The organism is Variovorax sp. FG153, from assembly GCF_057809595.1.
This window is the reverse complement of the sequence record NZ_JBMDKG010000079.1, coordinates 1-22,374: the sequence shown is the minus strand read 5'-3', so window position 1 is coordinate 22,374 and position 22,374 is coordinate 1. Positions and strand designations below refer to the sequence as shown.

At 70.9% G+C, this 22,374-nt stretch carries 17 protein-coding genes and 1 riboswitch; of the genes, 9 read left to right on the top strand and 8 right to left on the bottom strand.

Going from position 1 to position 22,374, the window contains the following annotated elements:
* Positions 1-2,415 (bottom strand): DUF349 domain-containing protein (locus ACODT0_RS41115; RefSeq protein WP_489043921.1); only part of this gene is annotated, 2,415 nt, incomplete at its 3' end.
* A 232-nt stretch (positions 2,416-2,647) separates the two neighbouring features.
* Complete coding sequence (locus ACODT0_RS41110; protein WP_489043922.1) at positions 2,648-6,520, bottom strand: DUF748 domain-containing protein; 3,873 nt, start codon at positions 6,518-6,520, stop codon at positions 2,648-2,650.
* A gap of 598 nt (positions 6,521-7,118) precedes the next feature.
* On the opposite strand from ACODT0_RS41110, the gene ACODT0_RS41105 reads away from it, so the two are divergent.
* The 3 genes from ACODT0_RS41105 to nrdR all read left to right on the top strand — a co-directional run bounded on the left by ACODT0_RS41105 (position 7,119) and on the right by nrdR (position 9,918).
* Positions 7,119-7,985, top strand: a complete 867-nt coding sequence (locus ACODT0_RS41105; protein ID WP_489043920.1) for a lytic transglycosylase domain-containing protein — start codon at positions 7,119-7,121, stop codon at positions 7,983-7,985.
* 44 nt (positions 7,986-8,029) lie between these two features.
* A riboswitch (ZMP/ZTP riboswitch) is annotated at positions 8,030-8,164 on the top strand.
* A 41-nt stretch (positions 8,165-8,205) separates the two neighbouring features.
* Positions 8,206-9,450 (top strand): serine hydroxymethyltransferase, encoded by a 1,245-nt coding sequence (gene glyA, locus ACODT0_RS41100; protein ID WP_057594474.1) that lies wholly within the window; start codon positions 8,206-8,208, stop codon positions 9,448-9,450.
* A 24-nt stretch (positions 9,451-9,474) separates the two neighbouring features.
* Positions 9,475-9,918 (top strand): transcriptional regulator NrdR, encoded by a 444-nt coding sequence (gene nrdR, locus ACODT0_RS41095; protein ID WP_057594475.1) that lies wholly within the window; start codon positions 9,475-9,477, stop codon positions 9,916-9,918.
* An 18-nt stretch (positions 9,919-9,936) separates the two neighbouring features.
* Here the strand turns inward: nrdR and ACODT0_RS41090 are convergent, their stop codons facing one another.
* The 6 genes from ACODT0_RS41090 to pilV are packed head-to-tail and all read right to left on the bottom strand — an operon-like array spanning position 9,937 to position 16,751.
* Positions 9,937-10,485, bottom strand: a complete 549-nt coding sequence (locus ACODT0_RS41090; protein ID WP_489043919.1) for a GspH/FimT family pseudopilin — start codon at positions 10,483-10,485, stop codon at positions 9,937-9,939.
* Entirely contained in the window at positions 10,482-10,910 is a 429-nt protein-coding gene (locus ACODT0_RS41085; RefSeq protein ID WP_261212816.1) for a type IV pilin protein, read from the bottom strand. The genes ACODT0_RS41090 and ACODT0_RS41085 overlap by 4 nt, the downstream gene beginning before the upstream one ends.
* Positions 10,907-14,557: a pilus assembly protein gene (locus ACODT0_RS41080; RefSeq protein WP_489043918.1), complete on the bottom strand. Its 3,651-nt coding sequence runs from the start codon at positions 14,555-14,557 to the stop codon at positions 10,907-10,909. The genes ACODT0_RS41085 and ACODT0_RS41080 overlap by 4 nt, the downstream gene beginning before the upstream one ends.
* 34 nt (positions 14,558-14,591) lie before the next feature.
* Positions 14,592-15,242: a pilus assembly protein gene (locus ACODT0_RS41075; RefSeq protein ID WP_057594479.1), complete on the bottom strand. Its 651-nt coding sequence runs from the start codon at positions 15,240-15,242 to the stop codon at positions 14,592-14,594.
* Positions 15,239-16,153, bottom strand: coding sequence for a PilW family protein (locus tag ACODT0_RS41070; protein WP_489043917.1), 915 nt, complete (start codon positions 16,151-16,153; stop codon positions 15,239-15,241). Before ACODT0_RS41070 ends, ACODT0_RS41075 begins: the two co-directional genes overlap by 4 nt.
* On the bottom strand, positions 16,146-16,751 hold the full coding sequence (gene pilV, locus ACODT0_RS41065; protein ID WP_489043916.1) for a type IV pilus modification protein PilV: 606 nt from the start codon (positions 16,749-16,751) through the stop codon (positions 16,146-16,148). The genes ACODT0_RS41070 and pilV overlap by 8 nt, the downstream gene beginning before the upstream one ends.
* A 158-nt stretch (positions 16,752-16,909) precedes the next feature.
* On the opposite strand from pilV, the gene ribD reads away from it, so the two are divergent.
* The 6 genes from ribD (at position 16,910) to ACODT0_RS41035 (ending at position 22,263) form a co-directional block, all read left to right on the top strand.
* Complete coding sequence (ribD, locus tag ACODT0_RS41060) at positions 16,910-18,037, top strand: bifunctional diaminohydroxyphosphoribosylaminopyrimidine deaminase/5-amino-6-(5-phosphoribosylamino)uracil reductase RibD (RefSeq protein ID WP_057594482.1); 1,128 nt, start codon at positions 16,910-16,912, stop codon at positions 18,035-18,037.
* 110 nt (positions 18,038-18,147) lie between these two features.
* Positions 18,148-18,795, top strand: a complete 648-nt coding sequence (locus ACODT0_RS41055; protein ID WP_057594483.1) for a riboflavin synthase — start codon at positions 18,148-18,150, stop codon at positions 18,793-18,795.
* 37 nt (positions 18,796-18,832) lie between these two features.
* The gene (gene ribBA / locus ACODT0_RS41050) at positions 18,833-19,987 is read left to right on the top strand and encodes a bifunctional 3,4-dihydroxy-2-butanone-4-phosphate synthase/GTP cyclohydrolase II (protein ID WP_057594484.1); all 1,155 of its coding nucleotides are present in this window, start codon (positions 18,833-18,835) and stop codon (positions 19,985-19,987) included.
* A gap of 5 nt (positions 19,988-19,992) precedes the next feature.
* Positions 19,993-20,469, top strand: a complete 477-nt coding sequence (ribH, locus tag ACODT0_RS41045; protein WP_057594485.1) for a 6,7-dimethyl-8-ribityllumazine synthase — start codon at positions 19,993-19,995, stop codon at positions 20,467-20,469.
* A complete protein-coding gene (nusB, locus tag ACODT0_RS41040; RefSeq protein ID WP_057594486.1) occupies positions 20,466-21,035 on the top strand; it encodes a transcription antitermination factor NusB in 570 nt (189 codons plus the stop codon). Before ribH ends, nusB begins: the two co-directional genes overlap by 4 nt.
* Positions 21,036-21,078: 43 nt before the next feature.
* Positions 21,079-22,263 (top strand): pyridoxal phosphate-dependent aminotransferase, encoded by a 1,185-nt coding sequence (locus tag ACODT0_RS41035; RefSeq protein ID WP_057594487.1) that lies wholly within the window; start codon positions 21,079-21,081, stop codon positions 22,261-22,263.
* Positions 22,264-22,374: the final 111 nt, after the last annotated feature.

Below are 22,374 nucleotides of genomic sequence, written 5' to 3'. Positions count from 1 at the left end.
CCCCCCCCCCCCCCCCCCCCCCCCCCCCCGCGGCGGGTAGTCGCCGAAGCGGCCGCCCGGTGCGCCACGGTCGCCGCGATCGCCACGGCCATCGGGGCGCGGACCGCCACGGTCGCCGCCCGGACGGCCAGGGCCGCCGGGACCGCCGGGTCCGCGCCGGTCGCCGAAGCGGCCACCGCCGCGGGCCGCGGGTGCCGCGGGTTCGGACTTGCGGTTGCCCGGACGGTCGTCGCCGCGCACGGCCACCACCGGACGGGGCGCGGGCTTGGGCGGCGCGGCCGGCGCCGGGGGTTCGGCCGCGGCGGCTTCGCCGGCATCGTGCGCCGCGCTGTCGGCACGCGCCGAGGCGTCGGCACCGTCGGCCGGAGCCACCAGGTCGGGCGCGGCGGCGGATTCATGGGCCGGCACGGCCGCGGGCGAAGCCTCGGCATCGCTGGGCGACGGCGCCTGCTCGGCGCTCTCGCCGAATTCGGCGGCCGCCTGGTCCGGTCCAGCCACCTCGGTCGCGCCGACCGCCGGGCCGTCGCCCGATGCGGCCCGTTGCGGCGCCGGTGCCGGAGGCGGCACCTCGCCGCGCAGCGCGGCTTCGAGCTGGGCGATGGCGGCGCGGATCTTCTGCGCGTCGCCGCTGGCATTGGCCGCGTCCAGCGCCTTCGAGGCGTTGAGCACGTGGCGATCGCGTTCGCTCATCGCGGCGGACGCCTTCTCGCGCTCGGCCGACTTGCGGTTGAAGGCTTCGTCGATGGGCGCGCGGAAGGCGTCCCAGAGCTTCTGTTCCTGGCGGCGGTCGAGCGGCACGCCCTGCGCCTCGGCCTGCCAGCGCTGCTGCAGCGCCTTGACGGCGTCGATGCGCAGCACGGGCTGGGCACCCAGTTCCGTGGCTTCGGCGATCATGGCCTGGCGGCGTTCGATGCTGGCCTTCTGGGCGGTCTCGAACGGCGCGCGCGCGGCGCCGAAGGCCTCGTTCCACTGCGGCTGCAGCTCGGCGAACACCTTCTCGCCCACGTGGCCGGCGTCGCGCCAGCGGTCGGCGAACTGGTGCAGCGCGCGGTTGTGCGCCTTCAGGTCGGTGGCGCCCGCGTGTTCGGCGGCCCAGGCCTTGACCTCCTCGATCAGGGCCACGCGCAGCGCGCGATGCTCGGCCGCGTCGGCGCGCACCTTCTCGAGCCAGGCCTCGACCACCTTGTGGGCCTCGTTGCAGGCTTCGTCGAAGCGCTTCCACAGCGCATGGTTCGGCACGCCGCCCTGGTCGGCCTGCTTCCACTGGTCGCGCAGGGTGCGCAGGGTTTCCTGCATCTTGCGGCCGCCCAGGGCCTGGCCTTCGGGGCGCTTGAGCAGGCCCTCGGCCTTGGCGACGAGGTCCTCGCGCACCTTGTCGGCGCTCCAGCGCTGCCAGCCTTCGAGCTCGCCGGCCGCCACCAGCGCGGCATGCACGCGCGCCTCGAGCGGGGCCTCGACCAGCTTGCCGTGTTCCTTCAGCACCGCGCGCAGCGCGGCGGCGGCGCCGGCGCTGGCCTTGCCATGGCCTTCGGCGGTTTCCTGCTCGAGCTTGGCCAGCGCGGCCTGCACGGCCTCCTGCGCGGCGGCACGCACCGCGGGATCGACCTTGGGTGCCGGCGGACGCGCGGGTGCGGCGGCCTTGGGCGCGACGGCCTCGCCGCGCGCGGCGCGCAGTTCGTCGGCCCAGACGGGCACCGGCGGCAGCGGCGCGGCGGCATCGGCCGCGGCGGCGATGGCCTGCGCCAGCGCGCTGTGGAAGGCGTCCGACACCACGAGCAGCTGTGCCTTCGAGGCTTCGAGCTGCGGCGCGAACTTGGCGTCGAGGCTGGTCCAGTTGGCGTCGGCGGCGATGTCGGCGGCCTGCTGCTGCCAGTGCGTCACGTCGGTGCGCAGCGATTCCTCGGCGACCTGCGCATCCTTCCAGCCCTTGGTCGACAGCACCTCGAAGCGCTGCGCCAGCAGCACGGCGGCCTCGCGGTGGACCTGGGCGCGGTGCTGCAGGTCCTCGATGCCCTTGATGCGCTCGGCCAGCCGTGCCTTGAGGCCGGCCAGCGGCTCGCGCGACAGCGGCGCGCCGGCCTTGGCGGCATCGCGCTGCCAGGCGAGCGCGTCGGCGATGTTGAGCTTGGACTGGCCCAGCAGGCCCTCGGCCTTCTGCGCCCATTCGGCGGCGATGGCCTCCTGCCCCTTGGCGCGCTTGAGCTCGTCGAGTTTCTCGCGCAGCAGGCGGGCGGCGCCCTTGTCGCGGCCGCTCAATTCCTTGAAGACTTCCTGCATCTGCTCGGGTGCCGGATTGCTCGCGAGCCAGTCGCGGATGCGCGAGGCACGTTCGCCCGAAGTCGGCGCGGTGAAGGCGCCGCCGGTCAGCGAATCGAGGGCCTGAAGGTCGTGTGGCTTGGAAGAATTAGAGGTCACGTGCGCGAGATCGTTGTCTGAAGAGAGAAAGCGAAGGCGCCGGCAGAGGCCGGCGCAGACCGCCATTTTGACCCACTTGCCGCGCGCCGTCGAAATCCACCTTGCGGCGCGGCCCGGCGATGCGGCGAAACGACGCCGGGGCCGGGGGCGCCGCTGGGGAAAACGGTGCCTGCATATATAGCAATGCACCGCAGAAAACCAAGGGCCAAGGGCCCTGGGGCCCCGCCGGCGCTCAGCGCATCGCGAGCTTGAGCTCGGCGCCCGGCTTCCAGTCGTCGCCGCTGGCCGTGGTGCGCACCGCGCCGAGGAACAGGCGCTCGCTCGTCAGCTTCTGCGAGAGCAGGTAGTCGCGCACGGCGGCCCCGCGCTCCACCGCCAGCTGGCGCATCGACTCCTCGTCGACCGGCACGCTCGCGAGCAGCAGGTTCTCCATCTCCTTGAGCGGCAGGTCCTTGGCCAGGCCGACCATGTTGCGCGGCTTGGTGATGTCGGCGCGCTTGTAGACGGCGGTCAGCAGCGCGGGGTACTCGGCGTCGGTGATCGGCGGCACGTCGGTGCCGGCCTGGCCGCCGCGCACCGCGGCGCGGCGCTTTTCGGCCAGGGCCATCTGGCGCACGCGCTGGCGCTGGTAGGCATCGCGCTCCTTCTCGAGGCTGGAGGTGCCGATCACGGTCATCTCGAGCGTCGGCCGGTCGACCAGCGCCTTCACGACCTTGTCGAGGCTCTCCTTGGCCGAGGCGCTCAGCACCGAGCTGCCGGCCTCGAAAGTGATGGTGCTCGACTCGCCGCTGCCGCCGCCGCCCAGGCCGCCGGTCAGCAGGCTGAACGGCGCGGTGACGGCTTTCACGATCAGGTTGACCACCGCCTTGAAGATCAGCGGCCCGATGCTGAACTGCGGATCGTTGAGCGAGCCGCGCAGCGGCAGGTCCACGTCGATCACGCCGTTGCGGTCGGCCAGCAGCGCCACCGCGAGCTTGACCGGCAGGCTGTTGGGCGCGCCGGCGACCTCCTCGCCGAACTGCAGCTGGTTGAGCACCAGCTTGTTGGTGGCGGTGAGCTGGCCGTCGGGCGCGATCTTGTAGTTGACGTCCATGCTCATCTTGCCGCGCTCGATGCCGTGGCCGGCGTAGCGCACCGAGTACGGCGACAGCGGCGCGAGGTCGAGGTCGCGCATCTTCGCGGTGATGTCGAGCTCGAGCGGCTTGGCCAGCGGATTGAGCTTGCCGGTGATCTCGAGCGCCGCGGTCTGCTGCGCCTTGCCGCGCAGCTCGAGCTCGGCGAGTGCCGGCCGGCCGCCCTGCCCGTTCGGCGGATTGGACGAGAAGGAACTGAGCTTGCCGGTCAGCTCGCTGAGGTCGGCCGAGTAGTTGGGCTTGACGAACAGGTCGGTGAAGTCGATCTTGCCGTTGACCAGGCTCATCGGGCCGAAGTTGATGACGGGCGCCGGGCCGCTCGGTGCGGCGGGCGCGGCCTGGGCCACCGCGGCGGGCGCGGAAGCCGGTGCCGCCGGCGTCGAAGGCCCGCCGACCATCAGCTCGGCCGGCACCGGTGCGCCGCCGCCCGCGGGCCGCTCGGATCCGCGCGTGGTGGTGGTCGTGCCGCCCAGGCTGCGGCGCGAACGGGTCTCGGCCGTCGTGGCGGCGGCGGCCTTGGACTCGGCCTCGCCCTTCTTCGTGAGGCTCAGCAGGTTGAGCTGGCCGCTGGGATCGATGATGACCCGGGCGAAGAAGTCGGTCAGCGTGGTCTCGCGCACGTCGACCGTGGGCGCCGCGTTGGGCTCCAGGCCCACCTGCAGGCCGCGCAGGCTCAACGTCTTCCAGCTCAGCAACTGGTTGTCGTTGCGGTCGAAACCCGGCGACTGGGTCAGCGACACGCTGTTGGCGCGGAAGTCGTCGAGCGCCGTGTCGCCCGCGAGCTTCACGCTCATGCCGGCCGGGGCGCTCGCGTAGTTCACGCTGCCGCGGTAGCTGACGAAGGCCCGGCGGATGTCGACGTTGAGCGCGTCGGCGTAATAGGCCTTGAACGCATGGGCCGGGAACGAAGCCACCTCGAGCCGGCCTTCGGCGGCCAGCGGCTTGAGCACGATGTGGCCCTTGTAGTCGAAGCGGCCCGGGTCGGCGCGGCGGCCCGAGCCGATGCGGCCCGACACCTGCAGCGGCGACTTGGTGGCGGTTTCGGGGGCGAGCTTCTGGGCATTGAGCTTGAAGGCCGTGATCTCGACCGCGACCGGCGTGGCCCCGGCCTTGTCGGCGTAAGAGAGGCTGCCGTTGTCGACCGCGAGCGTGCCGACCGTGAGTGCCCAGGGCCTGGTGTTGGTGCCCGGCGGCGCCGATTCGGGGCCGCTGCCGGCCGGCTTGGGTGCCGCCACCTTGGCTTCGGCTTCGGGCTTGCCGCCCGCGCCGGCCGGCGTCTTGAGCCAACGCTCGAACATCCAGCGCTTCTCGCTGTCGCGCTCGATGCTGAGCTTGGGATTGGTGGCGGTGAAGGTGCCCACGGCCAGCGTGTGCTTCGCCATGTCGACCTCGGTATCGAGCAGCTCGAAGCGGCCGACGCTCGCGAGCGCGGTCTTGGCCTGGGTCAGCGCGAGGTTGTCGGCCGCCACCCGCCTGGCCTTGAAACGCAGGTCCGGCGGGGCCCAGGCGATGTCGATCTGGCCGCTGAGCTTGCCGTCGAGCGTGGGCTCGAGGCTGTGGGCCAGGTACGGCGCGGCCAGCGACAGCGGCAGCGCCTCGACCTCGGTCTGCACGTCGGCCGCCTTGTCGGTACCGCTGCCCTTGAACTTGAGCGTGGCGCCGCCGACCGCGGTGCTGCCGCTGAACTGGGCCGGCTTCTCCATCGGCCAGGTGATGGCGGTGACGTCGAGGCCCAGATCGGTGACGTCGATGGAAGCGCCGGGCTGTACGGTCTCGTCGCGCCAGCCGATGCGCCCGCCGCTGAGGGCGACCTTGTCTACCTGGACCTTGAGCACGGGCTTGGGCGCCGCCACGCCCGCGGCACCGCTGGCGGCACTGGCAGATGAAGCGGGCGGTGCCGGCGGCTTGGCCGCGACCACCTTCTCGGTCTGGCCGGTGGCCGGATCGCGCGCCATCAGGTTGAGCTGGCCCGAGGCATCGCGCGCCACCACCAGTTGCGGGCTCGCCAGCGCGACCTCGCTGAGGTGGAACACCGACTCGAGCGGCCGCACGTCGGCCAGCGCGAGCTTGAGCGAGTCGAAGGCCAGCAGGTCGCGCCCGCGCGCGTCGGCCAGCTTGGCGCCGTGCGCCTCGACCGTGCCGGTGACCTTGAGGCCCACCGTGGCGGCCTGCTGGAAGTCGATCTTCAGGTCGGCGTCGAGGCTGCCGGCCTGCAGTTGCACCGGCATGCCGCCCGGGATGTAGCCCAGGTAGGGCACGAGATCGAGCCCCTTGAACTGCACGTGGGCATCGGTCTTGCGGCTGGCGGCGAAGGGGGTCGACTGCGCGGCCGAGTCGAACTTGCTGCCGTTGAGCGCGAAGGCCAGCTTGGGCTCGGTGTTGACCTCGCGCTGCGAGGCCAGGTTGCTGAGGAACGGCACCTTGAGCACGAAGTCGCGCAGCTCATGGCGGCGCTTGACGGTCTGGTCGTCGAAGTCGACCGCGCCCTCGGTGATCGCGATGTTGTAGATGGCGAAGCGCGCGGGCTCGGCCTTGGGGTCGGGCGGCGGGCCGGAGGCCAGCTTGGCGAGGATGTCGTCGATGTCGTACTTGCCGTCGGCCTGGTGGGTCAGCAGGATCGCCGGCGCCTCCACGCTCACCGCATCGATCACGGGCGCGAGGCGAAAGATCGACTGCAGCTCGGCATCGGCATAGATGCGCCGCACGGCGAGCTGGGTGCCCTTGCCGTCCGCGGTGGCGATGCGCAGGTTGTTGAGCGTGAGCTCGAGGGTCCAGGGCTTGAAGCCGATGCGCTCCACCGTGACCTGGCGGCCCAGCTTCTCGCTCGCGATCTTCTGCAGCTGGCTCTTGGCGATCGGCGGCACCGCCAGCCAGGCCAGGACCCAGAGGCCCAGAAGCACCAGCAGTGCAACGATTCCGCGTCGCACCCATTTGTTCTTCCTTAAGCTTTGTATCGAGGCGGCTGCATTCATTCGCGCGAGTGTGCCCCAAACAGATGCCAAGCCAGAAACAAGAAAGCCCGGCGACGCGACGAATGTCATGTCACCGGGCTTGATGGCGGGCATACGACCCATTGCCATCGTTTCGCTCGACCGGAAGTCGATGGTTCCTGTCGTGCTGGCGGCAAGAGATTGCCGCCGTGGTTCCTCCGCCGTTCGGCCCCGGCTCGCACCGTGACCGGCTGGCTTCGGAAAGCACCTGAAAACCTCAGGCCCGTTCAGCTTAGACGGCCTTCCCCGGCTTTTCAAACCCGATGTTGCAAGGGATTTCCCTTAAGAAAGACGCCGTCTCGCGGGTCGGTTTGAAACATTTGTTCGACAGTTTTAAGAATTAAGACGGAATTCCTTATGCTTGACCGGGTATTTAGCAACGATAGAATCCCGCCTGCTCCGGACGCCCGACGCGACGGAGCCACCCTGTATCCGCTGCCGACTCCCCCCGGCTTGATCAGGCGGCCGCGCACCTTATCCCCCGAGCGCGGAACCTGATTGGTACCAATCCAAGCGCCGCTGCCTCCATCCCATCGCCCTTCCCGGCGCTGCGACAGGTGCCGCACAGAAAGGAAGAGCGATGAACAAGGCGTTTGATGCCACGGCCCGCGGGCTGAGGACATTCGTGTCCGATGTGGCAGACGGCTTTTTTGAAATCATGCACAACGGTTTCGCCCTGCTGGGCCTGGCCATCGTGTTCGCGGCCCTCGCCCTCGTGGCGCGGCCCGACCTGCGCCATCAAGGCGAGGAACAGCTCATGGGCTGGCTGCAGTCGCGCAAACCCGCGCCCGAAGCCACCGACCTCGAGCCGACCGCGATCGAGCGCACGACGGCCGCGAGCCCCGGCGACCTGCCCAAGCAGCAGGCCGCCGTGGCCTACTGGCTCAGCAAGAAGTACCGCGTCGCGGCCGAGCCGCTGAGCGTGCTCGTGGCCGAGGCCTACAACATCGGCAAGCACACCAAGCTCGACCCGACGCTGATCCTCGCGATCATGGCGGTCGAGTCCAGCTTCAACCCGTTCGCGCAGAGCCAGGTCGGCGCGCAGGGGCTGATGCAGGTCATGACCCGCGTGCACGGCGACAAGTACGAACCGGCCGGCGGCACGCTGACCGCCTTCGACCCCGTCACCAACATGCGGGTCGGCGTGAAGGTGCTGCAGGAATGCATCGCCCGCGCCGGTTCGCTCGAAGGCGGCCTGCGCTACTACGTGGGCGCGGCCAACCTCGAGGACGACGGCGGCTACGCCGGCAAGGTGATGGCCGAGCGCGAGCGCCTGCTGCAGGTGGCCAGCGGCCGCGCGCCCTCGCCGTTCGCGCCGACGCCGCCGGTGCTGCGCCCGCAGCCGCTGCCGATACCGGTGGTGGCCCCGGCCAAGCCCGACGAGACGACCGAGCCGGCCAACGGCCCGACGCCGCCCAAGGTGGCGCTGCTGTCCGCCGTCTCCTGAATCTCCTTTCGCGCGCCGCCGGGCCAGCCCGATCCGCTACACTCGGCCCGGTACGCGACTGGCGATAGGCGCGGTGCCGACGAGGCACCCGCGCTGACGTGGACTACCACTGGGAAGCGTACCGCCCGCGACGTCGCTCCAGACGCGCGGGCGATCAGCCGTTCGCCTGGGCAGCCCTTGTTTGGTTGAAGAACAAGGACCTCGTCTTCAAAGGACTGCCATGTACCAACGCAACATCCTGGTCGAACAGACCGATCCCGAAATCTGGGCTGCCATCCAGGCCGAAAACGCGCGCCAGGAACACCACATCGAGCTGATCGCGAGCGAGAACTACGCCTCGCCGGCCGTCATGGCCGCGCAGGGCTCGCAGCTCACCAACAAGTACGCCGAGGGCTACCCGGGCAAGCGCTACTACGGCGGCTGCGAGCACGTCGACGTGGCCGAGCAGCTGGCCATCGACCGCGTGAAGCAGATCTTCGGCGCCGAAGCCGCCAACGTGCAGCCCCATTGCGGCGCCTCGGCCAACGAGGCCGTGCTGCTGGCCTTCCTGAAGCCCGGCGACACCATCATGGGCATGAGCCTGGCCGAAGGCGGCCACCTGACCCACGGCATGCCCCTCAACATGAGCGGCAAGTGGTTCAACGTGGTGAGCTACGGCCTGGATGCCAACGAAGCCATCGACTACGACGCGATGGAGCGCAAGGCGCACGAGCACCAGCCCAAGCTGATCATCGCGGGCGCCTCGGCCTACTCGCTGCGCATCGACTTCGAGCGCTTCGCGAAGGTGGCCAAGGACGTGGGCGCGATCTTCATGGTCGACATCGCCCACTACGCCGGCCTGGTGGCCGCGGGCGTCTACCCGAACCCGGTGCCGCACGCCGACATCGTGACCTCGACCACCCACAAGAGCCTGCGCGGCCCGCGCGGCGGCATCATCCTGATGAAGTCGCAGCACGAGAAGGCGATCAACAGCGCGATCTTCCCGGGCCTGCAAGGCGGCCCGCTGATGCACGTGATCGCCGCCAAGGCGGTGGCCTTCAAGGAAGCGCTGTCGCCGGAGTTCAAGGCCTACCAGCAGCAGGTGGTCAAGAACGCCCAGATCGTGGCCGAAACGCTGACCCAGCGCGGCCTGCGCATCGTGAGCGGACGCACCGAAAGCCACGTGATGCTGGTCGACCTGCGCGCCAAGGGCATCACCGGCAAGGAAGCCGAGGCCGTGCTGGGCAGCGCCCACATGACCATCAACAAGAATGCGATCCCCAACGACCCAGAGAAGCCGATGGTGACCAGCGGCGTGCGTGTCGGCACGCCGGCCATGACCACGCGAGGCTTCAAGGACGAAGAGGCCCGCATCACCGCGAACCTGATCGCCGACGTGCTCGAGAACCCGCGCGATGCCGCGAACATCGAGGCCGTGCGCGCCAAGGTCCACGCGCTGACCAGCCGCTTCCCGGTCTACCGCTGAACCCGAAGAAGAAGCCCTGACCGCATGAAATGCCCTTTTTGCGGTCATCTCGAAACGCAGGTCGTCGAGACCCGCGTTTCGGAAGACGCCGACTTCGTGCGCAGGCGCCGCCAGTGCGGTGCCTGCGACAAGCGCTTCACCACCTACGAGCGTCCCGACGTCAATTTCCCGGTCGTGGTGAAGAAGGACGGCAGCCGCGCCGACTTCGACTCGACCAAGGTCCGCGCCTCGATGATGCTGGCGCTGCGCAAGCGGCCGGTGAGCATCGAGCAGATCGACAACGCGCTGCTGCGCATCGAACAGAAGCTGCTCGCCAGCGGCCTGCGCGAGATCGAGTCGACCAAGGTCGGCGAACTCGTGATGCGCGAACTCAAGAAGCTCGACAAGGTGGCCTATGTGCGCTTCGCCTCGGTCTACCGCAGCTTCGAGGACGTGGACGAGTTCCGGCAGTTGCTGCGCGACATCTGAGCCGCGGCCGGCGAAGGCCTACCCGCCGCCCCGCCCGCACACCCCCGTTCCGCATTCCCCCGCCTGGTCGGGATTGCAGCTGCGCGCGCGCCCCGACGCCGAGAGGACGATGGCCGCGCGCCGTCTTGTCTCGGCCTTGAACACCAGGCAGCCCGCGCCGAAGCCCGCATTGCGCGCGCGCCGCGAGAAGCCGTTGCCGTCGTAGTGCACGCCCTGCACCAAGCCGTCGCCCAACCCCGGGTCGACGGCGATGCCCGGCGGCAGCCTGTCGAAGCGGCGCAGGACTCGCGGCGCGCCTTTGCCCTCCGGGTCGGCGACGACCGCCCAGCCCCCGTTCCACCCGGCGCCGCCTTCCGCCAGCACGCTGACCGGCTCGCCGCGCCGGATCGCTTCGATCCGTGCCATTCCGAGCGCGGCGACGAAGGCCTGCGAGGCGGCCTCCAGCCGCTGGTGGAGCAGCAGCGCGCGAAAGCCCGGCACGCCGACGGCGGCCAGGATGGCGACGATGGCGATCACGGTGAGCAGCTCGATCAGCGTGAGCCCGCGTGCCCGTCCCGCGCGCTTCATTGCCAGCACCGCTCACGCTGCGCGCCGTCGCAGCCGCGGCCGCCCGTGCTGTCCAGCCACAGGTTGCCGACCGGCGGGTCCGAGAAGCCGGGCTTGAGCCGCGCCGAGAGCCGCAGGCAGTCGTCGAGGCTGCGCTGGCCGTCGCAGTGCTCGCTGCGCACGAGGTACTTGCCGCCCTGCCCGTTCTCGGCGGAATCGCCTTCGTAGCGCCGGTAGCGGCCATCGACGGTGAAGTGGCGCTCCTGCTGCTGCATCTGCGCGAGCAGCGCCGAACGCGCCTCGGCGCGCCAACTGCGATGCGCCGCATCGAGGTACGAGGGGAAGGCGATGGCCGCGAGGATCGCGACGATCGCGAGCGCGATCAGCAACTCGATCAGGCTCCAGCCGAGGGCCGCGCCCGCTCGGTGGCAGCGGCGGGAGATCATGGCCGCGTCCTTTGCGGGTCCGGCACCTGCCGCCAGCTGAGGCGGCCGGCCCGCTGCGCTACCGTGGCGTCCTCGAGCGGCTGGGCCACCGACACCGCCTTGTCCCGGCGGGTACCGGGGCTCAGGACCGCGAGCCGCCGGGTCTCGGTCCTGCGCCCGGTCGGATCGGCGGCGCCGTACGAAGCATCGCCCTGCTGGACCACCAAGGGCGCTCCGAGCAACCCCGCCTCGGAAGGCACGCAGGTACCGCCCTTCGACAGGCCGGTCATCGCATCCACGGCACAGCTGCGGCCCCCGCCGTCGTCGCAGGCCGCCCGCGGCGGGATCAGCGTGTTGAAGAACAGGCGGCCGTCGGCGAGCACCGGCCGCTCGACCTGGCGCTCGCCCTGGTCACGCGACGCGGGCAGGTCGAGGTACCAGCCACGCCGCCGCGTCGTCGTGCGATCGAACGCGCCATAGACGAATGGCGGGCCTTCGATGGCCGTCAGCCCGCCCTCGACGGAACGCGTCCGCCGCGGCGCCAATTGCCCCCGCGCCTCGCCCGCGCGGATCGGCGTGCCCGTGTCCTGCACCGCATACACGGTCTGGAGACCGCGGCGAGAGGCACCTAGGTCCGTCGGCTCGACAAACTTGCCGGTGCCGAACAGCACGATGCCGCCGCCGCCCGGACCGAGCCCCACCTCCGGCGGCACCGTGATCGGCTGGCGCCGGCTGCCCGCGTCGCCGTCCGTCGCGACCATCAGCGGCACGCCGCCGAAGCCCAGCGCCTGGGCCTCGCTCCATGGTGCATCGCGCTCGAAGTCGAACTTCCACAGGTTGCCCTGGGTATCGCCCGCATAGAGCCAGCGAACCGTTCCGTCGTCGGCCGCATGGTCGCCGGGCGCGCTCGCGAGTGCATTGACGAGGCTGGCGTCCGCGGGCCGGGGCAACAGGATCTTGTGATAGTCGAGGCCGCGCCGCCAGGGCGTGCCGGCCGGCTTGTCGAGCGACAGCAGGAACAGCGCGGCCCGCTTCTCGGGGTTGCGGTTGTTGAAGCCCGAGGGCACGACCGCGAACCAGGCGTGGGTGGCCGGATGGCCCATGGTCGCGGCCCTGGTGCGGAACTTCAGGATGCGCGGCGGCTGCATCAGGTGGCCCATGTCGGGGTCGTCGGCAGCGCCGAACTCCCACAGCACCTTGTCGGCCGAGAAGGCGCCCGGATCGCTGACCTCGAGCGCGAAGACCCCTGCAGCGCCCGCGCCCAGGCCCGAGACCAGCACGCTTTTCCACTGACCGCTGGCCATGCGTGCCTCGGCCACGGCGGGCGTGCCGTCGACATGGGCGCGATGCGGGCCACCGGCCAGCGCGAGCGTGCCAAGCACCGGGAACAGCAGACGCGGGACATAGCCGAACAGCTCCTCGCCCGTGCGCGCCGAGAAGGCATGCAGCATGCCGTCGTTGGCGCCCAGATAGACGGCGGGCTCGCGCTGGCGGTAGGTGGCGAGGAAAGCCGGGTAGCCAGCCTCGCGCGAAGCGGGATCGGGTGAGCCCACGTACACCGGCGCCGCATGCGCGATGTCGCCCATCACCGAGTCGCGCACGCGCAAGCGGCCGCCCGCGAACGAGGCTTCGTTCCGGCGCTCGCCGCGCAGGTAGTTCAGACGATCGCGGGCCAGGGTATCGATCGATGCGGCCGATGCGATCGACGCGGGCTCGGCCGCCGGATCTGGATCCGCGCGCAGCGAGCGCCGCAAGGGCTCGTCGAGCGCCTCCCATTCGAAGGGGATGCCGAGGCCGGCGGTCGACAGCGTGAAGAGCCTCCGCGAGGCCGCCGCACCGGGCTTCTCCAGGCGCGCGTCGAGCAAGGCACCCGCATCCCACGACGGCTGGTCGGCCACGCGCAAGGCACCGGTCTCCGGCGCCACGAACAGGCGAAACGACTGCAAGGTGCCGGACCAGCGCCGGCTGTCGGAACGAGAGCGGTAGAGGCTCGCGCCGGCCGCCCCCACCGTGTCCGAGGAGATCGCGGCCGTGGCATTCGCGCCCAGCGACGGCGCGGTGGCACGGCGCAGCACGCCGCGCAATGCATCCGCCGTCGATCGCGCATCGCTGGCCAGGAAGTAGTTGGCCGGCATCGGCCGCCCGTCGTTGTCGAGCCCTTCCGCCCATTCGGCGTTGCCGAACCATGCCGGCTGGCCCGCCGCGTCCGGGGCGCCGAAAAGCGCGGTGCTGCGGAACGGATCGCCATCGCCGTTGCGGTCCACGAATCCGCCGTACTTCGCGGCCAGGTAGAGCGCGCTGCCGCGCTGGCGCGCGCCCACCGAGGCACCGCGGCCGGCATCGAGGTCGATCGCGAAGGTCTGCACGCGCGCATCGGGATGGTCGGCGCGGATGCGCTGGGTGTGCGCCCAATAGGCGAGTCCCGCCATGCCGAAGGAACCATGGGCCGCGCCGGCATCCCGGTTCTCGAACGCAGCGACGCGGCGGGCCCCGTACGCGACGTCGGGCTCGAAGGCCGCGCCTGGCCATGGACGTTCCTCGCGGGCATCGAGGCCGCCTATGCTCAGGACATGGTTGCGCTGGCAGTTGCCAAGCACCGGATCCACGGCTGCCGGCGGCTTGGCCTGCAGATAGCGCAGCGATGCACGGAACAGCTCGCCCGCGGCATCGGCGCGCGCGTACTCGCCCGAACGTCCGAAGCGGTTCACCGCCGCGACGATGCCCTGCGCGGTTCCCGCGGGGTCGTCGCGAAACACGCCCGTGCGCGCATCCCACTCAGCCCGCGGGTTCGCAACCCGATCGAAGCCGGCATCGGTCTTCTCCGGCCCGATGGACTTCATCGCTTCGCGCGGCACGCCGCCATGGCGCCCGGGATCGCCGCCGAACACGGCGAAGCGCGCATCGCCCGCGTTGACCTGCAGGGCTCCCACCGGTTTGTGATGCCCGCCGGGATACGCGACGCACAGATCGCGGCGCACGACCGCCTCGTCGGCGGCGCAGACCTCGACGCGCGCGAAGTGGATATCGGCCCCGGCCGCCGAGACGCAGCCACGGTCCGCATCGGCGCGGGCGTCCGCATCGACGACCAGCCGATCCCCGCAGTTGCGGATGCGCAGCGTCCCGTTCGCGCGAAGCCTGCCGGGCGGAACCAGCCACTCGAGATGCCCGCGCACGGTCTTGACGGGAAGCTCGAGGCCGGCCTCGATCGGCCAGGTCGCGCGCTGCAGCACGGTCCGCTCCGGCGTGTCCGCCACGCGGTCGCCGCCGGTCAGCGCCATGCGCAGATGGTCGAGCGGCGATGCCGTGGCCCAGTTCAGCAGATTGCCGCTCCATTGCCCGTTGCAGACGAGCTCGCCACCGGCGAGCGTGGCGGCCGTTGCCAGGCGACGGAAATGGCCTTCGACGCGCAGGTAGTCGTAGCAGCCCTTCGCATCCCAGTAGCCGCCGTAGACCCTGGCGGGTTCGAAGCTGCCGAGGTACGCCGGTCCCGCGTTCCGGCCCCGGATCGACAGGTCGATCACGACGTTGGGGTCGGGCTGGCCCGCCAGCGCGTGAAGCGGCACGCTGGTCAGCAGCGCATCGGGCGGCATGGCGGACGGTATGGCGGACGACGCGCCGGCCCATGCCGGCCCCCTCCATGTCGTGCAGCAAAGCAGGACGATGCACACGATGAATGTTCGAAGCGAAGGCATGGCGGTCCGATCAGGAAGAAGGAGAAGAAGCGACGGAACAACCGGGACTCGCCGATGGCTTGGCCAGCGTGGTCTGCAGCAGCACCCGTGTCTCCTCGCGCGGCCCGTAGCCGATGGCGGTGACGCGGAAGACATGCGGCGTCGCGGCGGCCGCGCTCGCGCTGTGCAGCACGCCCTGCGCCCCGCCACCGCGGCTGCGCAACGCTTCGACGACATAGCGCGGCGCGCGTGCCGACAGCCCACCGGCACCGGTGGCATAGACCTGCCCCGTGAAGCGGCCATAGGCCACCGACCGGCCGGCATCGGGTGCGAAATCGACCCGCATCCACGCCGGCTCGGCGCCCACCGGCGCGGCCGCGCAAAGCCCCAGCCGTGCACCGGTGCCGGCGCAATCGGCAACGAAGGCCGAGACATCGCGGCCATCGAACAGGCACAGCCGCCGGGCCGCATGGTCGTTGGGCCCGAGCACATCGCGCTCGGCATCGAGCAGCGCGGCCTCGGCGGCCTGGAACGCCACCTCGGCATCGCGCTCGTTGCGCACGATCCGCTCGCCGACCAGCGCGTTCTGCGCCGCGGCCAGGCCGAGCACCGACACGACGAGCAGCAGCATCAGCACGACGATCAGCGAGAAACCCCGCGAGACGCGCGCGCTCCGGTTCATGGCGCGTCCTCGCGCTGGCTGTTGCGCAGCGCCACCGTGAAGCTCATCACACGCCGCAGCCGCCCATCGGCAGCGGGCCGGAAGCGGGCCGAAGGGAACTCGGGGCCGAGCGGATGAAGCTGCGCCTCCTCGGGCGGTGGCCAACGGCCCGGCCGCGCGCTGCGCGCCACCATCCCGATGCGCAGCGCCACCACCTGGCGCCAGGCCGCGTGGCCCAGCGACGAGGCCGTGGCCAATGCGTCGAGTTGCGCGGCATCGAGCCACTGCTCGGGCGTGCCATCGCCGTCGAGGTCGCGCCCGAACAGCACGCGAAACACCTCGATGCCGCGCGCCAGCGGTTCGGACCGGAAGCTGCCACCCCGGTCCCCGCGGTACTTGCAATAGAGCTCGGGCTCCCCGTCGGCGGCCTCGGCCACGTGGAAGATGCTCCAGGCGCGGTCGGCCGGCGTGGCGGTGCCGGCGCCCGGCGCGGACTGCGCGAAGCCCATGCAGTCGACCATGGTGCCGTCGGCCTCCTTGGCGTTGCCATCGTCGTCGGTGCGCGAGCTGCCGGCAAAGCGCACGAGCAGCGAATCGCTGTCGTTCACGCCGCGGGCGCCGTGCTTCCCATAGCTCTCGCCGCTGGCGCCGACGCGCGTGTTGCGCGCGCCGACGATGTCGAGGTCGAAGGGGTCGTTCCCGGCGGCCACGGCCGAATCGCCGGCCGCGCGATCGGCATAGCCGGCCTGCCGCACCGTGCGCCGCACGACGAAGGCCGCGAAGCGCAGCGACTCCTCCACCGTGCGGGCCTCGGACTCGGCCACGAACAACTGCCGGCTGCCGCCGAAGGCCAGCATGGCCATGAGCACGACCACCAGGCCGAGCGCCAGCGCGACCATCAGTTCGACCAGCGAGATGCCGCGCTCAGCCACCGCGCGCGCCCTCGACCGCCTGCACGGGCATCAGCGGCAGCGCGAGCCGCGGCGCTGCCGATGCCCCCGCGCGGCGCTGCGCCTCGCTCGCGTTGCGCGGCAACCAGCCGAGCTTGACGACCAGCAACGGTCCGTCGGCCTCGCAGGCCCAGGCATGGGCGCCCGATGCGTCGTTCCATGGATTGCCGTCGAAGCAGACCGTGGCGCGCGCGCCGGGCAAGGCCTTCGCGGCGCGGCGCTTCCACGCCTGCATGTCCCAGCGCGCGAGGTCCTCGGGCTTGCAGGCGGCGGAGGCCGCCGCGCAATCGGGACCGCCGGTCTCGCCCGTGGCGGAGGCCGCGGTCCAGCTCGCCGCGAGGTAGCCATTGGCCGCATCGCGCCGCGCCGCCACGCTCCGGTTGAGCCGCGTCTTCTCCGACAGCTCGCGCACCAGGTTCAGCGCCGCGCCGAAGTTCGCGGCCTCGCCGCTCGCGCGCACCGCGTGCAGCAGCATCGCCGCCGCGCCGAGCAGCCCGAGGCTCAGCAGCGCGATGGAGACCAGCACTTCCACGAGCGAAAAACCCGAGGCGGCGCGCGCCGATCGATTCGACCTTTTCATGTCCATCCCTCCCCCGTTCTCTTCTTGTGTCGCGTGTCTCGCGATCGAACGGCAAGCGTACGAGCCCCCATGCGCGGACGCCGCGCCGTCCATCCGCATTCGCGCGCCGCTCGTATGATCCCGGCGCACCCGTGTCAACTTTTCCTCGCGAAGCCTCCATGCCCTCCCCCGAACACGACGCCCAGCACATGGCGAGCGCCCTGCGCCTGGCCGCGTCGGCGCTGCTGATCACCGACCCGAACCCGCGCGTGGGCTGCGTGATCGCCGATGCGCAGGGCCGCGTGCTCGGCCAGGGCCACACGCAGAAGGCCGGCGGCCCGCATGCCGAGGTGATGGCGCTGCGCGACGCGGCGGCACAGGGGCATTCGGTCGCGGGCGCCAGCGCCTACGTCACGCTCGAACCCTGCGCCCACCATGGCCGCACCGGCCCGTGCTGCGATGCGCTGATCGCGGCCGGCATCGGCCGTGTCGTCGCCTCGCTCGCCGATCCCAATCCGCTGGTCGCGGGCCAGGGCTTCGAGCGGCTGCGCGCGGCGGGCGTGGCGGTCGAGGTGGGCCCAGGCGCCGAGGAAGCGCGCGAGCTCAACCTCGGCTTCCTCTCGCGCATGGTCCGCAAGACCCCCTGGGTGCGCATGAAGGTCGCGGCCTCGCTCGACGGCCGCACCGGCCTCGCCAACGGCGTGAGCCAATGGATCACGGCCGAGGCCGCGCGCGCCGACGGCCACGCTTGGCGCGCCCGGGCCAGCGCGGTGCTGACGGGCGTCGGCACGGTGCTCGAGGACAACCCGCGGCTGGACGTGCGGCTGGTCGAGACGCCGCGCCAGCCGCACCTGGTGATCGTCGACAGCCACCTGCAGACGCCGCCTGACGCTCACCTTTTCATAGCAGGCCGCGCGGTCTGGATCTACGCGGCGGTGCGCGACGAAGCCCGCGCTGCGGCGCTCGAGGCGCGCGGCGCCACGGTCAGTTGCCTGCCGAATGCCCACGGCAAGGTCGACCTGGAGGCGATGCTGCGCGACCTCGCGGCGCGCGGCGTCAACGAGCTGCATGTGGAATCGGGCCACAAGCTCAACGGCTCGCTGCTGCGCGAGGGCTGCGTCGACGAACTGCTGGTCTATCTCGCGCCCAAGCTGATCGGCAGCGGCCTCGACATCGCGAGCCAGATCCACGCCGGCGGCCCGCTGGTCTCGCTGGCCGGGGCGCTGCCGCTGGCATTCCGCTCGGTCGACATGATCGGGCCCGACCTGCGGATCGTGGCGCGCGTGGCCGGCCGGGACGCTTTCTGACGCCGCCCGCGGCGCGCCGGCCGCCGTCCAGAGCCGCCCGCGCGACCCCGCCGGCGGTCCCGAAGTGCCAGGAAATGCCGCGGGCCTTCCGGACCTGCGAAAATGCGCGGATGTTCACCGGAATCATCACCGGCGTGGGGCGCATCGCCGCCATCCACGACCTCGGCTCCTCCTCCTCCCACGGCAAGAGACTCGGCATCGCGGCGCCCGACGGCTACCTCGACGACGTCGGCCTCGGCGACAGCATTGCGCTCAACGGCGCCTGCATGACCGTCACCAGTTTCGACCCCGCGCAGAGGCTCTTCACCATCGACATCTCGGCCGAGTCGCTCGATAAAACGGCGGGCCTGACCGAGGAAGGTGCGCGCATCAACCTCGAGAAGGCGCTGCGCGCGAGCGACCGCCTCGGCGGCCACATCGTCTCGGGCCACGTCGACGGCATCGGCACCGTGAGCCGCTTCGAGCCCGTGGGCGAGAGCTGGGAGCTGCGCGTGGTCGCGCCTCAGGCGCTGGCGCGCTTCCTGGCCTACAAGGGCTCGATCACCATCAACGGCGTGAGCCTGACGGTCAACACCGTCGCCGACGCGGCCGACGGCAGCAGCGAGATCAGCATCAACCTGATCCCGCACACCGTGCAGAACACCTCGCTGGGCGACCTGCGCGCCGGCTCGCGCGTGAACCTCGAAATCGACACCGTGGCGCGCTACGTGGAGCGCATGCTCCAGGCGGGCGTGCTGCAGCCGGCCCGGCCGGCCTGACACCGACATTCCCCGCATCCAAGGACCCCGCCCCATCATGAACGCATCCGTCACGCCGATCGGCGCCTCGCGCGCCAATCGGACGCCCGCGCCGATCTCCCCGGTCGAGGAGATCGTGGCCGAACTGGCCGCCGGCCGCATGGTCATCCTCGTCGACGAGGAAGACCGCGAGAACGAGGGCGACATCGTGGTCGCCGCCGACCACATCACGCCCGAGGCCATCAACTTCATGGCCCGCCATGCGCGCGGCCTGATCTGCCTCACGCTGTCGCGCGAGATGTGCGAACGCCTGCAGCTGCCGCCGATGGTGGCGCGCAATGGCACCAAGCACGCCACCGCCTTCACGGTCTCGATCGAGGCCGCCGAGGGCGTGACCACCGGCATCTCGGCCGCCGACCGGGCCCGCACCGTGCAGGCCGCGGTGGCGCGCAACGCCGTGGCCGCCGACCTGGTGCAGCCCGGCCACATCTTCCCGCTGCAGGCGGTCGATGGCGGCGTGCTGATGCGCGCCGGCCATACCGAGGCCGGCTGCGACCTCGCCGCCATGGCCGGCTGCTCGCCCGCCTCGGTGATCTGCGAGGTGATGAACGAGGACGGCACGATGGCGCGCCTGCCCGACCTGCAGCTGTTCGCGGCCGAGCACGGCCTCAAGATCGGCACCATCGCGGCGCTGATCGAGCACCGCAGCCGCACCGAATCGCTGATCAAGAAGGTTGGCTGCCGCGAGATCCAGACCGCCTGGGGCGCGTTCACCGCCCATGCCTTCGTCGACCAGCCCAGCGGCGGCGTGCACCTCGCGCTGGTGCGCGGCAAGTGGGCGCCCGAGGACACGGTCGACGTGCGCGTGCACGAGCCGCTGTCGGTGCTCGACGCGCTCGAGATCAACCGCTCGCTGCACTCGTGGAGCCTGGACGCCAGCCTCTCGCACATCGCGCAGCTCGACCGGGGCGTGGCCGTGCTGCTGAACTGCGGCGAGACGGCGCACGAGCTGCTGGCCCAGTTCGACGGCACCGCGCGCCCCGCGCAGGCGCCCGAGCGCGGCCGCATGGACCTGCGCAGCTACGGCATCGGCGCGCAGATCCTGCGCGAATGCGGCGTGCAGAAGATGAGATTGCTCGGCACGCCGCGGCGCATGCCGAGCATGGCGGCCGGCTACGGCCTCGAGATCGCCGGCTATCTGGCAAAGGACTGAACGACATGCAAGGTGCAAACCAGGGCGCGGCCGACAAGCCGCTGGACGGCAACAGCGGCAAGGGACTGCGCATCGGCATCGTGCAGGCACGCTTCAATGCCGACATCACCGATGCGCTCGCCAGCGCCTGCCTCGACGAGTTCGCGGCGCTGGGCGTGGCCGCCAACGACATCCACCACGTGCGCGTGCCCGGCGCGCTCGAAGTGCCGGTCGCGCTGCAGGCGCTGGCCGAGCGCGGCGGCTACCACGCGCTGGTCGCGCTGGGCTGCATCATCCGCGGCGAGACCTACCACTTCGAACTGGTGGCCAACGAATCGGGCGCGAGCGTGAGCCGCGTGGCGCTCGACTACAAGCTGCCCATCGCCAACGCCATCCTCACCACCGAGAACCTCGAGCAGGCCGTCGCCCGCCAGACCGACAAGGGCCGCGACGCGGCCCGCGTGGCGGTCGAAATGGCGCGACTGCTGGCCGACCTTTCATGACCGACGACACCAACCAAGAAGACCAGGGAGGCGCTGCGCCGCAGCGTTCCGCACGACCGGACAAGGCGCGAGCGACGCGCACCGGCCTGACCGCCACCGGCGCGCGCAAGGCCTCGGCCAAGTCCAACCGCACCCGCGCGCGCGAGTTCGCGCTGCAGGCGCTCTACCAGCACCTGGTGGGCCGCAACGAGCCGGCCGCCATCGACAGCTTCACGCGCGACCTCGCGGGCTTCCACAAGGCCGACGCCGCGCACTACGACGCGCTGCTGCACGGCTCGATCGAAGGCGCCGAGCAGCTCGACGCGCTGATCGTGCCGCTGCTCGACCGCAAGCTGGCCGAGATCTCGCCGATCGAGCATGCCGTGATGTGGATCGGTGTCTACGAGTTCCAGCATTGCCTCGACGTGCCTTGGCGCGTGGTGCTCAACGAGTGCATCGAGCTCGCCAAGGAGTTCGGCGGCACCGACGGCCACAAGTACGTGAACGCGGTGCTCAACGGCCTCGCGCCCCAGCTGCGTCCGCTCGAGGTCGAGGCCGACCGCGCGACCGGCAAGGCGCGGCCCTGACCCCTTCCCCTCTTCCTCCTTCTTCTTTCGCGAAGCACCCCGCATGAGGATTTCGACCCGGGCCGAGCGCATCGAGCCCTTCTACGTGATGGAAGTGGCCAAGGCCGCCGGCAAGCTGGCGCGCGAGGTGGCCCACACCGACCGGCCGATGATCTTCCTGAACATCGGCGAGCCCGACTTCACCGCGCCGCCGCTGGTGCAGGAAGCCGCGGCACGCGCGGTGCGCGCCGGTGCCACGCAATACACCCAGGCCACCGGCCTCGACCATCTGCGCGAACGCATCAGCCAGTGGTATCGCGACCGCTTCGGCGTCGACGTGCCGGCGCGCCGCATCGTGGTCACGGCCGGCGCCTCGGCCGCGCTGCAGCTGGCCTGCCTCACGCTGATCGAAGCCGGCGACGAGATCCTGCTGCCCGACCCCAGCTATCCCTGCAACCGCCACTTCGTGAGCGCGGCCGAGGGCAAGGCGGTGCTGATCCCGACCACCGCCGAGGAGCGTTTCCAGCTCAGCGCCGACAAGGTCGAGGCCGCGTGGACCGACAAGACCCGCGGCGTGCTGCTGGCCTCGCCGTCGAACCCGACCGGCACCTCGATCGCGCGCGACGAGCTGCGGCGCATCCACGAGGTGGTGAGCTCGCGCGGCGGCATCACGCTGATCGACGAGATCTACCTGGGGCTGTCCTACGACGATGCCTACGGGCAGACGGCACTGGCGATCGACGACAACGTGATCAGCATCAACAGCTTCAGCAAGTACTTCAACATGACGGGGTGGCGGCTGGGGTGGCTGGTGGTGCCCGATGTGCTGGTGCCCGTGGTGGAGCGGCTGGCGCAGAACCTGTTCATCTGCGCGAGCACGGTGGCGCAGTACGCTGCGCTGGCTTGCTTCGAGGCGGAGAGCATTGCGGAGTACGAACGGCGTCGCGGCGAATTCAAGGCGCGGCGCGACTGGTTCATTCCGCAGCTCGAGGCGTTGGGGCTACCGGTTCCGGTGGTTCCGGATGGCGCTTTCTACGCCTGGGCCGATTGTTCGGGGCTGGCTGCTCGGCTCGGGATTTCGGGGAGCTGGGATTTTGCGTTCGAGGCGATGAAGCGGGCGCATGTGGCCGTGACTCCGGGGCGCGACTTCGGGACTGCTGATACTGCTCGCTTTGTTCGGTTCTCTACGGCTAGTTCGATGGCGCATCTTGAGGAAGCTATTGGTCGGTTGCGTGGTTTGGCTGGATGAGGGGTTCGGCTTTCTGGTTTGAAGCTGCTTTTTTGTTGAGGCCGTTGGCCGGGAATTCGCCCCGGCGGGCGAGTCACTTTCTCTTGTCTCGCCAAGAGAAAGTAACCAAAG

Excerpts from the sequence above, each read along its gene's own strand:
- pilV (WP_489043916.1), bottom strand. The coding sequence starts at position 16,751 with ATGAAAAGGTCGAATCGATCGGCGCGCGCCGCCTCGGGTTTTTCGCTC.
- ACODT0_RS41035 (WP_057594487.1), top strand. The coding sequence starts at position 21,079 with ATGAGGATTTCGACCCGGGCCGAGCGCATCGAGCCCTTCTACGTGATG.
- nrdR (WP_057594475.1), top strand. The coding sequence starts at position 9,475 with ATGAAATGCCCTTTTTGCGGTCATCTCGAAACGCAGGTCGTCGAGACC.
- ribH (WP_057594485.1), top strand. The coding sequence starts at position 19,993 with ATGCAAGGTGCAAACCAGGGCGCGGCCGACAAGCCGCTGGACGGCAAC.
- ACODT0_RS41075 (WP_057594479.1), bottom strand. The coding sequence starts at position 15,242 with ATGAACCGGAGCGCGCGCGTCTCGCGGGGTTTCTCGCTGATCGTCGTG.
- ACODT0_RS41055 (WP_057594483.1), top strand. The coding sequence starts at position 18,148 with ATGTTCACCGGAATCATCACCGGCGTGGGGCGCATCGCCGCCATCCAC.
- ACODT0_RS41090 (WP_489043919.1), bottom strand. The coding sequence starts at position 10,485 with ATGAAGCGCGCGGGACGGGCACGCGGGCTCACGCTGATCGAGCTGCTC.
- ribBA (WP_057594484.1), top strand. The coding sequence starts at position 18,833 with ATGAACGCATCCGTCACGCCGATCGGCGCCTCGCGCGCCAATCGGACG.
- nusB (WP_057594486.1), top strand. The coding sequence starts at position 20,466 with ATGACCGACGACACCAACCAAGAAGACCAGGGAGGCGCTGCGCCGCAG.
- ACODT0_RS41110 (WP_489043922.1), bottom strand. The coding sequence starts at position 6,520 with ATGAATGCAGCCGCCTCGATACAAAGCTTAAGGAAGAACAAATGGGTG.
- ACODT0_RS41105 (WP_489043920.1), top strand. The coding sequence starts at position 7,119 with ATGAACAAGGCGTTTGATGCCACGGCCCGCGGGCTGAGGACATTCGTG.
- ACODT0_RS41085 (WP_261212816.1), bottom strand. The coding sequence starts at position 10,910 with ATGATCTCCCGCCGCTGCCACCGAGCGGGCGCGGCCCTCGGCTGGAGC.
- glyA (WP_057594474.1), top strand. The coding sequence starts at position 8,206 with ATGTACCAACGCAACATCCTGGTCGAACAGACCGATCCCGAAATCTGG.
- ribD (WP_057594482.1), top strand. The coding sequence starts at position 16,910 with ATGCCCTCCCCCGAACACGACGCCCAGCACATGGCGAGCGCCCTGCGC.